Genomic DNA, 13,100 nt, shown 5'->3' with positions numbered 1-13,100 from the left:
CCCTTGCCCCCTGGGCGCTCCCAGGTTGTTTGCAGACAGATCCGCGACAGACCTTGACCGCAGGGCCCCGCATTCCTAGCTTGTGGCGTCAAAGAATCCGGGAATTCCTCGAATGTTTCGAGACGGCCGCTGCTCCCGCGCGGCCGCTCCGCGGTTCACAGGCGACACCCCACTCCGCCCCCAAGGAGGCTCCCCGATGCGGCTTCGACTCCCGTCACCGGTCCGCCCCAGACGATTACTCGCCGTTCTCGCGCCCCTGCTGCTCGTGGCCACCTTCCTCGGTGCGCAGCCCGCCGGCGCGGCGACCGTCGACCCCGACGGCTGGTACGTGCTGGTCAACCGCAACAGCGGCAAAGCCCTGGACGTCTACAACCTGGCGACCAACGACGGCGCCCGCACCACCCAGTGGACCAGGAACGACCAGAACCAGCAGCAGTGGCAGTTCGTCGACTCCGGGGGCGGCTACTACCGGATCAAGTCCCGCCACTCGGGCAAGGTGCTGGACGTCCACAACTGGTCCACCGCGAACGGCGGTTCGATCGTCCAATGGTCGGACCTGAACGCCGCCAACCAGCAGTGGCGGCTGGCCGACAGCCCGGACGGCCACGTGCGGCTCATCTCGCGCCACAGCAACAAGGCCCTGGAAGTGCAGGGCGCCTCGACCGCCGACAACGCGAACATCGTCCAGTACGACGACTGGGGCGGCACCAACCAGCAGTGGCAGCTCGTCAAGGTCGGGGCGGACGGCCCCGGCGGCCCGTGCGACCTTCCGTCGGCCTACCGCTGGACGTCGACGGGCGCGCTGGCGCAGCCCAAGGCGGGGTGGGTCTCGCTCAAGGACTTCACCGTCGCCCCGTACAACGGCAGGCAACTCGTCTACGCCACGACGCACGACACGGGGACGCGCTGGGGCTCCATGAACTTCGGCCTGTTCACCAACTGGTCGGAGATGGCCTCGGCCGGCCAGAACACGATGTCGTCGTCCACCGTCGCGCCCACGCTCTTCTACTTCGCGCCGAAGAACATCTGGGTGCTCGCCTACCAGTGGGGCCGGACCGCCTTCTCCTACCGCACGTCGAGCGACCCCACCAACCCGAACGGGTGGTCGTCCGAGCAGGTGCTGTTCTCCGGAAGCATCTCCGACTCGGGCACCGGGCCCATCGACCAGACGCTCATCGGCGACGGGACGAACATGTACCTGTTCTTCGCCGGTGACAACGGCAAGATCTACCGGGCCAGCATGCCGATCGGGAACTTCCCGGGGAGCTTCGGCTCGACCTCGACCGTGGTCATGAGCGACACCACGAACAACCTGTTCGAAGCCCCGCAGGTCTACAAGCTGCAGGGCCAGAACCGCTACCTCATGATCGTCGAGGCGATCGGTTCGCAGGGCCGCTACTTCCGCTCGTTCACGGCCACCAGCCTGAACGGCACATGGACCCCCCAGGCCGCGACGGAGGGCAATCCCTTCGCCGGCAAGGCCAACAGCGGCGCCACCTGGACCAACGACATCAGCCACGGCGAACTGATCCGCACCAGCGCTGATCAGACCATGACCGTCGACCCCTGCAACCTGCAGCTGCTCTACCAGGGGCGCAGCCCCAACTCAGGCGGTGACTACGGCCTCCTGCCCTACCGTCCGGGTCTGCTGACACTGCGGCGCTGACGGCACGGCACAGGTCCGGTTCCGTACGGAGCCGGTACGGCGGGCTCGGCATGAGGCCGGGCCCGCCCGGGTCCGGCGACAACGTCCTGCGGGCGGAAACCCGACAGCGGGACACGTCGGATCGGCAGCAAAGGGAGCACGCGCGTGAGCGGGAGAATCGCCTGGCGCCTCCCCGCCCCCGCCTGCGGCAGGTGCCTCCGGCAACCACCGGAAGCACCTGCCGGACAGCACGCCGGAACACCGGAAGCCCGCTCATGCCTGCGTGGAAGGGCCCCATTTCACGACTCCGCGCGGCGCGGGTGGCGCCCGGTGCGAAGGGGGCGCACACCCCGGGCGACCGGGATTCTGCACATGATCCGACCTTCCCTCACGCTCTTGCCACGGCCTCACGTTCCGCACCTAGCTATGTGCGGCGGCCGATTCCCGGTCCGGGCTCCGGAACGCCTGGACCATGGTCATGGGAATCGGCCCGGAACCCACTTGTGAGGAGTGGTCATGAAGAAGGCATACGAAGCGCCGACGCTCGTCCGGCTCGGCACCTTCCGCAAGGTGACCGGCCTGCTCGGAAACGCGGGCAACGACCGGCTGATCCTCAGCAAGAACTGACGCACGACGGCTGTCATCCGACACGATGAGTGAACTGCACGAAAGTGCGGGGACGGGCCCCGGCGACGCGCACTTCACGGTCTTCACGGACCGTGCGGACGCGGCCGCCGTGGCCCGCTCCTTCGCCCGCCCCGGAAGCCGGACCCTTGCGCACGCGTCGGGCCGGCCCTGGCTGGTCGGCCACTGGCACGACGACGAGCTCCTCGCCGTCCACACCGACGGCGCCTGTCTCGCCGTGGTCGGCTGCTGCCCCATCGACCCCGACGAACTGCGGCGCAGGGCCGCACGACTGCGCGACCTCGCGGAGCTGGACGCACTCGCCCGCTCCCTGCCCGGCAGCTTCCACCTCGTGGGCGCCCTCGACGGACGGGTCAGGGTGCAGGGCACCGCCTCCGGACTGCGGCTCGTCTTCCACACGGAGATCGACGGCGTGCGCGTGGCCGCCACCCGGGCCGACACGCTCGCCACCGCCCTGGGCCTCGAGCCCGACGTGCGGGAGCTGGCCGTCAGGCTGCTCTGGCCGGCCCCGTACCCGCTTTTCGAGACGTCGATGTGGCGCGACGTGACCGCCGTCCCCCCGCAGGACGCCGTGGTCATCGGCGCCGACGGGCGCACCGCACGGCACACCCGGTGGTGGACACCGCCGGAGCCGGTCCGCCCGCTCGCCCGGGCCGCACCCCTCATCCGGACGGCTCTGGAGGAAGCCGTCGGCGCACGAACCCGTCAGGGCGGTGTGGTGAGCTGCGACCTGTCGGGCGGACTGGACTCGACCTCCGTCTGCTTCCTGGCCGACCGCTCCCCCGCCCGCGTCGTGGCCGGCACCTGGCCGGGGCGCGACCCTGCCGACACCGACCTGCACTGGGCGGAGCGGGCGATCGGGCACCTCCCGGACGTCGAGCACGTCGTCTGGGACGCCGACGCCTCGCCGCTGGTCTACGAGGACCTGCTCGGCATCGACGACCTCCTCGACGAACCCACCATCGGCGTGATGGACCGCTCCCGGGTCCTGCACCATCTGCCCGGCCTCGCCGCCCGCGGCAGCCGGCTGCATCTGACCGGCATCGGCGGCGACCACGTCGCGTGGTGCTCCGAGGCGTACTACCACCGGATGCTGCGCAGGCAGCCGTTGCTCGCCCTGCGCCAGTTGCGCGGGTTCCGGGCGCTGTGGCAGTGGCCGCTCGGCGGCACGGTCCGCACCCTCGCCGACTCGCGGCCCTACGGGAGGTGGCTCGCCGACTCCGCCCGGCACCTGCGCGCGCCCGCGCCCTCGTCCGTCGCGTCGGAGCTCGGCTGGGGCATGGCCCCGCGCCTGTTCGACTGGATGACCCCGGAGGCCGAACGGATGGCCCGCCGGGCCCTGCTCGACGCCGCGGCGACGGTCTCGCCGCTCCATCCGGACCGCGGACTGCACTCGGACCTGGAACAGATCCGCTCCTGCACCCGCGTCATCCGCCAGTGGGACCGGATGGCGGCCCGCGCCGGCCTGCCGATGGCCTCCCCCTTCTTCGACGACCGTGTCATCGAGGCGTGCCTCGCCGTGCGCCCCGCCGAACGCGTCTCCCCCTGGCGCTACAAACCCGTCCTGAGCGCGGCGATGCGCGGCATCGTGCCCGAGGAGTGCCTGCGCCGGAGCAACAAGGCCACGGCCGCCATGGACGCCGCCAACGGGCTGCGCGAGCACCGCGGCGAGCTGCTGGCCCTGTGGGACGGCTCCCGGCTGGCGGAGCTGGGCCTGGTGGACGGCGCCAAGCTCCGCCACCTCGCCCGGCGTCCCGCCTCCCGGGGACTGAGCGAGGCCGTCCTCTACTCCACGATCGCCGCCGAGGTGTGGCTGCGCGGGCTGGCCCGCGGCCGTACCCGTGTCCCACAGCCCTGAGTACAGAAAGGCCCACACATGCCCCTGCGGTTCGGCGCCGACGTCTCCACGGCCGAGACCGGCTACGGCACGGTCCTGCTCGACGAACAGGCCGGTGCCTACTGGGAGTTGAACCCGACGGCCACCTTGGTGGTGCGGACGCTGCTGGACGGGGGCGAGGAGGCCGACGCGGCCGCCGCCCTGGTCCGGGAGTTCGACATCGACCAGGGACAGGCCCAGCGCGACGTCGAGACGCTGGTGCGGGAGCTGCGCGGCGCGGGGCTCGTCTCATGACGACCCCGAGCGCGCTGGAGCGGCCCGGCGGCGTGCCCCTGCCGCGGCGGCTGGCCGCCCTCCTCGTCCTGCTCCCCGCCGTCGCCCTCGCGCTGCTGCCGCCCCGCCGCATCCGCGCCGTGCTCGGCGTGCTGCGGCGGGGCGCCGCGCCCGCCACCGCGGTGCAGGCCCAGCGGGCGCGCGACGCGATGTGCGCCGCGAGTCTGCGCTGCGCCGGCCCGAAGGGCTGCCTGCCGCGTTCCCTGGGCGCGGCCCTGCTGTGCCGGCTCGGCGGCACGTGGCCGACCTGGTGCACCGGGGTGCGCGTCGTCCCGCCCTTCACCGCGCACGCCTGGATCGAGGCCGAAGGCCGTCTGGTCGGGGAGGACGCGCCCGAGGGCTACTTCGCCCGGCTGGTGACCGTCGGCCCGCTGTCACGGTCCACGGACCGGTGACCGGCGCGACCGTGCCCCTGGACGGCCGGAGCGGTGGCGCCGGTGGCGGCACGTCGGTCCGGGCGGCGGTGGCCACGATGTACCGGCTCACCGCCGGGCACCGGGGCGCCATCGCCGTCGCCACCGTCCTGACCCTGCTGGCCTCCGCGCTGGGCCTGGCCCAGCCGCTCGTGGCGAAGCACGTCGTGGACGCGACCGGCCGGGGCCAGGTCGTCTGGCCGCTGCTGGTGGTCCTCGGCGCGCTGTTCCTCGTCGAGGCGGCGACGGCGGCCACCGGGCGCTTCCTGCTGGAGCGGATGGGCGAAGGGGTCGTACGGCAGCTGCGTCACGGCCTGGTGGGCCGGCTGCTGCGGCTGGAGATGAGGGAGTACGACCGGCACCGGGGCGGCGACCTCATCTCCCGGGTGACGGCCGACACCACCGTGGTCCGGGAGGTGGTGTCGCAGGCCCTGGTGGACCTGGTGACGGGAAGCCTGGTCGCCGCGGGCGCCATCGCCCTCATGGCCTGGCTCGACCCCCTGCTGCTGCTCCTGGTCGCCGGCACCGTGGCCACGGCGGCCGTGGTCGTCGCCTCACTGCTCACGGACATCAGATGCGCGTCCGAGCACATGCAGAACTCGGTCGGTGCCATCGCCGCCGACCTGGAACGCGCGCTGACGTCCCTGCCGATGGTCCGGGTGCACCGCGCCGAGGAACGCGAGGCGGCCGGCATCGGCGCCCGCGTCGACGCCGCCTACGGCGCGGGGGTGCGCACCGCCAGGCTCGCCTCGTTCATGAGTTCCGCCGTCGAACTCGCCGTCCAGGGCTCGTTCCTCATCGTCCTCGTCGTCGGCGGCCTGCGGGTCAGCGGGGACGCCGGCTCCCTCGGCGACCTCGTGGCCTTCCTGCTGTACGCCTCGTACCTCGTTCTGCCGCTGTCCTCCGTCTTCCGCGCCGTGGGGCTGATCCAGCGCGGGATGGGCGCCTACCGGCGCATCGACGAGGCGCTGCGCCTGACGGTCGAGCCCGTCACCGCGCCCCGGCCCCCGTCCGGCCGCGCCTGGCCGGGGAGACCGGCCGGACGGCCGGGCACCGGCGAGCCGCCCGCCCTCGCCCTGCGCGACGTCCACTTCTCCTACGACCCGCGGCGGCCGGTGCTGCGCGGGGTCACCTTCACCGTCCCGCACCGGCGGTTCGTGGCGCTGGTGGGCCCCTCCGGAGCCGGCAAGAGCACGGTGTTCGCCCTCGTGGCGCGGTTCTACGAGCCGGACGCGGGCGCGGTGTTGCTCGACGGGCGGCCCGCCGCCGGTCTCACCCGCGAGGAGTGCCGCCGGGGCATCGCCATCGTCGACCAGAACACGCACGTCATCCACGGCACCCTGCGCGACAACATCGCCTACGCGGTCCCCGGCGCCTCGGAGGCGGACATCCGCCGCGTCGTCGAGCGGGCCAGGCTGGAGGAGGTCGTCGACCGGCTGCCCGGCGGCCTGAACGCCGTCATCGGCGAGCACGGCGGCACCCTCTCCGGCGGCGAGCGCCAGCGCGTGGCCCTCGCCCGGGCGTTGCTGGCCCGCCCCTCGCTGCTGCTGCTGGACGAGCCGACCTCCCATCTCGACGCGATCAACGAATCGGCGCTCACCACCGTCATGAAGGACATCGCCCAGGAGTGCGCCCTGCTGGTGATCGCCCACCGGCTGTCCACCGTGCAGCACGCGGACGACATCGTGGTGCTGCAGAATGGCCGCACCACCGCCCACGGACGGCACGACGAGTTGCTCTCCCGCAGCGCGCTCTACCGCGAACTGGCCGCCGGCCAGATGCTCCGGCCCGGTGGGGAGCCGCGGAGCGACTTCGGGTGGACCAACGCCTGAGACGTGCCGCCCCGGCCGTCAGTGCCGGGTGACGGCGTGGGAGACCGGCACCATGTGGTCGGTGAACCAGTCGCGGGCCAGCTCGGTGACCTTCTCCAGGGTCCCGGGTTCCTCGAAGAGGTGGGTGGCGTGCGGGACTTCCACGAGCCGGTTCTCACAGCGCAGCCGGGCCTGTGCCTCGCGGTTGAGGTCGAGCACCAGGTGATCGTGCCCGCCGACGATCAGCAGCGTGGGCGCCGTCACCGCCGGCAGCCGCGGTCCGGCCAGGTCGGGCCTGCCGCCCCGGGAGACGACCGCGGCGATCCGCGTGTCCGGCTCGGCGGCCGCCCACAGCGCGGCGGCCGCGCCGGTGCTCGCACCGAAGTACCCGAGCGCTGTGCCCTGGCCCTCGGGCTGCCCGCGCAGCCACCGGGTGGTGTCCGCGAGCCGCCGAGCCAGCAGCGCCGTGTCGAACACGTTGGCCCGGTCGGTCTCCTCCTCCTCGGTGAGCAGGTCGAACAGCAGGGTGCCGAGGCCGGCCCGGTTCAGCCCGGCCGCGACGAACCGGTTGCGCGGGCTGTGCCGGCTGCTGCCGCTGCCGTGGGCGAACAGCACCACGCCCACCGCGCCGTCGGGCACGGTCAGCTGCCCGCGCAGCACCACCGCTCCGGCCCGCACCTCCACCTCCCGGTCCTCGGGCGCGCCGGGTCCGGACTCGCCGCGGGGGCTGGCTGCCTGGCCGGCCTGCGCCTCGTCCAGGCAGGCGACGACCTCGTCGTCACCGGTCTGGGAGAAGTCGGCGTAGAACTGCCCGATCGCGTAGAACTCCCAGGGGGTGCCGACGCAGACGAGTTCGTCGGCGTCCTGGCCCAGCCGCGCCGTCCAGTCCGCCGGCGCCACGGGGACCGCCAGCACGATCCGTGAGGCCCCGCGGGCACGGGCGATCCGGCAGGCGGCGCGTGCCGTGGACCCGGTGGCCACGCCGTCGTCGACCACCAGCACCGTGCGGCCCTCCAGTACGACCGGCGCCCGTCCGCTGCGGTAGTGCCGGCCGCGGCGCTCCAGCACCTCCCGTTCGCGGGCCTCGACCTCGGCCAGCTCCTGCGGGGTGACCCGCGCCGTGCGCACGACCTCGTCGTTGATCACGCGCACGCCGCCCTCGCCGATCGCGCCCATCCCCAGCTCCGGCTGGTAGGGCACGCCCAGTTTCCGTACCAGGCAGACGTCCAGCGGCGCGCCGAGCGCCTCGGCCACCTCCGCCGCGACCGGGACCCCGCCCCGGGGCAGTCCCAGCACCACCACGTCGGCCTGCCCGAGATGCTCCAGCCGGGCGGCCAGCTGTCGGCCGGCGTCACGACGATCCTTGAACAACACGATCCGACCTCCTCGTCCGGAGGAACACGGCGGGCCGCACCCGCGGCGCCGTACCTCCATCCTCGCCCCGGCCGCGCGGGTACGCAGCGCCGTGCGGCCCGCGCACCGCGCGGCGCCGCCCGGGCGGGGGTCAGGGACGTCCGCGCCGTCCCTCGGCGTTCATCAGCCAGGTCACCGTGCGGCTGACGTCCGACAGCGACAGGATCCCGACGAGCCTGCCCTGCTCCACGACCAGGACCCGGTGCTCGGCGCCCGGTTCCATGCGCGGCAGCAGATCCGCCAGCGGGCTGTCCGGCTCGGCCACGGTGGTCTGCGGCAGCGGCACCATGACGTCGCGCACCGTCACGGAACCGGCGTCGGCCCCCGGCACCTTGCGGGCGCTGTCGAGCGTCACCAGCCCGAGCGGGGTGCCGTCCTCGGTCACCGGGAACGCCGAGTGGCGGTAGCGGTAGCGGACGTCGGAGAGGAGGTCCGCGACCGTGGCGTCCGCGGGGACCGTGAGGGGCTGCGGTGTCATGGCGTCCCGTACGGGCACCCCGGCGAGCGCGCCGCGCAGCTGGGCCTGCCGTCCCTCGGCGGTGGCGGCCGTGATGAGGAACCAGCCGATCAGGGCCAGCCACAGACCGCCGAACGCGCCGCTGCGCATGAACAGCACCAGGCCGAGGGCCACCAGCACCCACCCGAAGACCCGGCCGGCCGCGGTGGCGCCGACGGTGGCCCGCAGCCGGTCCCCGGTGCGCCACCACAGGTACGCGCGCAGCAGCCTGCCGCCGTCGAGCGGGGCCGCGGGCAGCACGTTGAAGACGGCGAGCAGCACGTTGATGCCCGCGAGCCAGGCCACCATCTCCACCACGATCCCGGGGGCGGAGGCCAGGTCGAGCAGCCAGGCGGCGAGGGCGAACAGCCCGCCCAGCAGCAGGCTGACGAGCGGGCCGACACCGGCGATCCGCAGCTCCGCGCCGGGGCCGGCCGCCTCGGACTTGAGCCGGGCCGCCCCGCCCAGCAGCCACAGCACGATGTCGTCCACCTCGACGCCGTTGCGCCGGGCCACGACGCCGTGCGCCACCTCGTGCGCGAGGAGGGACGCGAAGAAGACCACGGCGGTGCACAGACCGGCGCTCCAGTACACCGCCCAGGCATGCCCCGGGTACGTCTCCGGCAGCCGCCCCTCGGAGAGGCCGAACGCGATGAGGCCGAAGATGAACAGCACGCTCCAGTGCACGCCGATCCGGATACCGGCGATGCGTCCCAGGACGAACGTCGCCCGCACAGCGTTCTCCGCTCCCTCGGGCCCCGCCGAGCCGATCGTGCGGTCCCTGCCGATCCCCCGTACCTCCCAGTACACCCTCGCGGCGACGGGCCCGCGCGCCGGCGGGGCGCCGGGCTGGCAGGCCGCTCCGCCCGGTTCCTAGACTTGAGAGGTGGTCCGGCCCAACGAGGAGGTCGAGGCGCTCCTGCAGGAGTACGCGGACCTCATCGCCATCACCGGAGGCGAGGCGTTCAAGGCGCGCGCCTACGAGAAGGCCGCCCGTGCGATCGGCGGCTTCCCCGCCGACGTCTCCCATCTGGACGCCGCGGGCCTGAAGGAGATCCCGGGCGTGGGCCGGTCGATCGCCGACAAGGTCGTCGAGTACCTGCGCACCGGCCGTGTCACGGCGGTCGAGGAGCGGCGGGCCCGGATCCCCGCCGGGGTCAGACAGCTCATCACGATCCCCACCCTCGGCCCCAGGAAGGCGCTGGCCCTCTACGAGGAGCTGCACATCTCCTCGGTGGACGAGCTGGCCGACGCCATCAAGGCGGAGAAGCTGCGCGATCTGAAGGGCTTCGGGGAGAAGACGGAGGAGAACATCCTGCACGGCATCGCCCTGATGCGGCGGGCCGGCGGGCGGATCCTGCTGAGCACCGCGACGGAGACCGCCGAGGACATCGTCGCCGGGCTGTCCGGGATCACCGGCTGCGAGAGGTGCGCGTACGCCGGTTCGCTGCGGCGGCTGAGGGAGACCGTCGGCGACATCGACGTGCTGGTCGCGGCCGCCCGTCCCGCGCCCTTCATGGACGCCCTGACCGAACTGCCCGCCACTGCCGAGGTCGTCGCCCACGGCCGGAAGAAGACCTCGATCCGTACGGTCACGGGCGTCCAGGTCGATCTGCGGGTGGTGCCGCCGGACGCGTGGGGCGGCGGGATGCAGTACTTCACCGGCTCCAAGGCGCACAACATCCGCACCCGCACGATCGCCGTCCACCTGGGCCTGAAGCTGTCCGAGTACGGCCTGTTCGAGACGGAGGGCGGCAAACGGGTCGCCTCCCGGTCCGAGGAGGAGGTGTACGCCCGGCTGGGCCTGCCGTGGATCCCGCCCACGCTGCGCGAGGACCGGGGGGAGATCGAAGCGGGCCTGCGCGGCGAGCTGCCCCGGGTGGTGACCGAGCGGGACGTCCGCGGTGACCTGCACACGCACACCGACCTCACCGACGGGCTGACACCGCTGGCGGAGATGGTGGCTGCGGCCGCGGAGCGGGGCTACGCGTACTACGCGGTCACCGACCACGCGCCGAACCTGTACATGCAGCGCATGACCGACGAGAAGGTCCTCGCCCAGCGCGAGCAGGTGCGCTCACTGGACGGCAGGCACCGCGGGATGCGGCTGCTGCACGGCACCGAGCTCAACATCGGCCCCGAGGGGGACGTGGACTGGCCCGGGGACTTCCTGCGGGGCTTCGACCTGTGCGTGGCGTCCGTGCACTCCCACTTCAACCTGTCCCGGGAGGCGATGACCCGGCGGCTCGTCCGCGCCTGCGAGAACCCCCACGTCAACGTCATCGGCCATCCCACCACCCGGCTGCTCGGCAAGCGGCCCGGCATCGACGCCGACCTGGACGAGGTGTTCGCCGCCTGCGCCCGTACGGGGACGGCCCTGGAGGTCAACGCCCAGCCCGACCGCCTCGACCTGGGCGACGAGGACATCCTCCGCGCCAAGGGCCACGGGGCGAAGTTCGCCGTCGACACCGACGCGCACTCGATCCCCCAGCTCGCCTACCTGCGCTACGGCATCGGCACGGCGCAGCGCGGCTGGCTCACCCCTGACGACGTGATCAACACCTGGCCGCTGGGGCGACTGCGCCGGTTCCTGCGCAAGCCCGGGGCGGACTGAGCGGTCCGGGGCGCCGGCGGCTGCGTCGCGCCTAGGCGTCCTCGCGCCACATCCTGGAGTCGCCGCCGCGCCACTCGACCAGGTCGGAGTCGTCGATTCCCTCGTGGGCCTCCGGCAGGCCGGCCCGGCGCAGGAACTCCAGGACGTCGAGCAGGTGGTAGGCGGTCCCCACCGGGCGGCCGTGGATCGTCACGTGCCGTCCGCCGTCCGGTCCGGGGGGATGTACCACCGCTGGTGCGTAGTGCGTCACGGTCCCAGCGTCACCCCGGCGAGGGCGCGCCGCAATCCCCGGCGGCCGGCGGGGGTTCCCTCGCTGGGCGCCCTTGAGCGTCCCCGGTCAGGCGCGGGGGACGACCGCCACGGGGCAGTGGGCGTGCTGCAGCACGGCGTGGGTGACCCGGCCCAGCCCGCGGCCCAGGTGGTGCGCGGTCCGGCGCGCGCCCACCACGACGAGTTCGGCGCGCAGCGAGGCGGCGACCAGTTCGCCGGCGGGTGAGGGGACCCGCACCACCTCCTCGGTCACCTCCAGGTCCGGGAACTCCTCGCGGACGGAGCCGAGCAGGCGGGTGCTCGCCGCCGCCTCCGCCTCCACGGCGACCCGCACCACGTCGGCCAGGGGCGCCATGGTCCCGACGTACTGGAGGTAGGTCCATGTGCTCAGCAGGCGCAGCGCCGCCTTGCGCCGCCTGGCGGTCTCCGCGGCGAAGCGCACCGCGCCGAGGTCCTCCTCATCCCTGACCCCCACCACGACCCCGCTCGCGGGAAGTTCCGTCCCGCGGACGACGACCACGGGGCATCCGGCCTGCCCGGCCACGGCCAGCCCGGTCGAGCCCGTCAGCAGCGTGGCGAACCCACCCAGCCCGCGCGAGCCCAGGACGACCGTGGGCTCGGCCGTGGTGACGCCCGGTGCCCGCGCGGCCGTGGCCGCGGCGGCCCGCAGCAGGGCGTCGGCCGCCGGTTCCCGGCCCACCTCCGTGGAGACCGCCAGGCCGGGTGCCCGCGCGGACGCGGCGGACGCCGCCTCGGCCAGCAGGGACCGGGCCGCCTCACGGACCCGCCGCGCGGTGTCGGCGCCCAGGCGCTCCGCCAGGTCGAGGTCGGCGGCGCACACGATGTGCAGGGGCTGGTGCCTGAGTGCTGCCTCCTGCGCCGCCCACAGCACCGCACGGGCCGCTCCGGACGAGCCGTCCGTGCCCACCACCACGGGCCCCTCGGCCATGTCCCACCAGCTCCTCCCGGCGCACGGCGGTCCTCCTCGGCTCTTCCAGTGAACCTCCCGGTCACCGACCTCGCGCGCCGGGGAACCGGGACCGGCCCCGCCCGCGTTTCCCGCCGGATCGGCGGCCGCTTCCCGCCTGGTTCCCGCGTGGTTCCCGCCGCCGTGACTCGGCCGGGTGAGCCCGCGGTAATCCGGCCGCGGCGGGGTAAAGGGACGACGTTCACCCCCGTTGAGAAGGAGCCGAGGATGACCGACGACGCGTATCTGTTCCTGGTCGACGACCCGTCCGCGCCGCTCGGCGTGGTCCCCGCCGCCGTCGGTGCGCTCGCGTGCATGGAGACTCCCGCGGTCCTCGCGTGGCTGGACGCGCAGGGCAGCGCCCCGACCTCGCCGCACCTGCGCCTGCTGCCGCCGGAGGAGACCGCGGCGGTGCCCGAGGACGCCGAACGGCTGCCCGTCCCGCTGAGCGACGAGGAACTGAGCCGGGTGCGCCACCACATGGTGCCGGAGCCGCTCGCCCGCCTGGAGGAGGAGCTGCTCGCCTACCGCGACAGCACGGACGGCCGTGACGGCCTGATCGGACGCGCCCTGGCCGCCGGGGTGCCGCCGCACCGCATCGTCGAACTGACGGGTGTGGACCCCGCCACGGTGACGGCCGCGGCGCGCTGACGCGG

General features: G+C 73.8%; 12 protein-coding genes. 8 read left to right on the top strand and 4 right to left on the bottom strand.

From position 1 onward, the window contains the following. Positions 1-196: 196 nt before the first annotated feature. The 6 genes from ABZY20_RS25015 to ABZY20_RS24990 all read left to right on the top strand — a co-directional run bounded on the left by ABZY20_RS25015 (position 197) and on the right by ABZY20_RS24990 (position 6,705). Positions 197-1,666 carry a non-reducing end alpha-L-arabinofuranosidase family hydrolase gene (locus ABZY20_RS25015; RefSeq protein ID WP_356443836.1) on the top strand — a complete coding sequence of 490 codons (1,470 nt, stop codon included), beginning with the start codon at positions 197-199 and terminating at the stop codon, positions 1,664-1,666. A 495-nt stretch (positions 1,667-2,161) separates the two neighbouring features. Continuing rightward, on the top strand, positions 2,162-2,272 hold the full coding sequence (locus ABZY20_RS25010; RefSeq protein WP_356443835.1) for a keywimysin-related RiPP: 111 nt from the start codon (positions 2,162-2,164) through the stop codon (positions 2,270-2,272). A 25-nt stretch (positions 2,273-2,297) separates the two neighbouring features. Further along, on the top strand, positions 2,298-4,148 hold the full coding sequence (locus ABZY20_RS25005; RefSeq protein WP_356443833.1) for a lasso peptide isopeptide bond-forming cyclase: 1,851 nt from the start codon (positions 2,298-2,300) through the stop codon (positions 4,146-4,148). Positions 4,149-4,166: 18 nt separating this feature from the next. Continuing rightward, complete coding sequence (locus ABZY20_RS25000; RefSeq protein WP_356443831.1) at positions 4,167-4,421, top strand: lasso peptide biosynthesis PqqD family chaperone; 255 nt, start codon at positions 4,167-4,169, stop codon at positions 4,419-4,421. After that, positions 4,418-4,855, top strand: a complete 438-nt coding sequence (locus ABZY20_RS24995; protein WP_356443829.1) for a lasso peptide biosynthesis B2 protein — start codon at positions 4,418-4,420, stop codon at positions 4,853-4,855. The genes ABZY20_RS25000 and ABZY20_RS24995 overlap by 4 nt, the downstream gene beginning before the upstream one ends. Positions 4,856-4,932: 77 nt before the next feature. Continuing rightward, positions 4,933-6,705: an ABC transporter ATP-binding protein gene (locus tag ABZY20_RS24990; RefSeq protein ID WP_356443877.1), complete on the top strand. Its 1,773-nt coding sequence runs from the start codon at positions 4,933-4,935 to the stop codon at positions 6,703-6,705. An 18-nt stretch (positions 6,706-6,723) separates the two neighbouring features. On the opposite strand, the gene ABZY20_RS24985 is transcribed toward ABZY20_RS24990, so the two are convergent. Both ABZY20_RS24985 and ABZY20_RS24980 read right to left on the bottom strand, forming a co-directional pair. Further along, positions 6,724-8,058, bottom strand: a complete 1,335-nt coding sequence (locus ABZY20_RS24985) for a phosphoribosyltransferase family protein (protein WP_356443828.1) — start codon at positions 8,056-8,058, stop codon at positions 6,724-6,726. Between the two features lie 130 nt (positions 8,059-8,188). Continuing rightward, on the bottom strand, positions 8,189-9,328 hold the full coding sequence (locus ABZY20_RS24980) for a site-2 protease family protein (RefSeq protein ID WP_356443826.1): 1,140 nt from the start codon (positions 9,326-9,328) through the stop codon (positions 8,189-8,191). 151 nt (positions 9,329-9,479) lie between these two features. Between ABZY20_RS24980 and polX the strand changes: the two genes are divergently transcribed. After that, positions 9,480-11,207: a DNA polymerase/3'-5' exonuclease PolX gene (polX, locus tag ABZY20_RS24975; RefSeq protein WP_356443825.1), complete on the top strand. Its 1,728-nt coding sequence runs from the start codon at positions 9,480-9,482 to the stop codon at positions 11,205-11,207. A gap of 31 nt (positions 11,208-11,238) precedes the next feature. Here the strand turns inward: polX and ABZY20_RS24970 are convergent, their stop codons facing one another. Both ABZY20_RS24970 and ABZY20_RS24965 read right to left on the bottom strand, forming a co-directional pair. After that, complete coding sequence (locus ABZY20_RS24970; RefSeq protein ID WP_356443823.1) at positions 11,239-11,400, bottom strand: hypothetical protein; 162 nt, start codon at positions 11,398-11,400, stop codon at positions 11,239-11,241. Between the two features lie 144 nt (positions 11,401-11,544). Next, complete coding sequence (locus ABZY20_RS24965; protein WP_356443821.1) at positions 11,545-12,426, bottom strand: universal stress protein; 882 nt, start codon at positions 12,424-12,426, stop codon at positions 11,545-11,547. A gap of 246 nt (positions 12,427-12,672) precedes the next feature. Here ABZY20_RS24965 and ABZY20_RS24960 point away from each other — a divergent pair, with 246 nt between their 5' ends. After that, positions 12,673-13,095, top strand: a complete 423-nt coding sequence (locus ABZY20_RS24960; protein ID WP_356443819.1) for a DUF6003 family protein — start codon at positions 12,673-12,675, stop codon at positions 13,093-13,095. Positions 13,096-13,100 lie beyond the last annotated feature (5 nt).

Source organism: Streptomyces sp. NPDC006624, from assembly GCF_040611555.1.
Lineage (GTDB): Bacteria > Actinomycetota > Actinomycetes > Streptomycetales > Streptomycetaceae > Streptomyces.
This window is presented reverse-complemented; position numbering and strand designations above follow the sequence as displayed.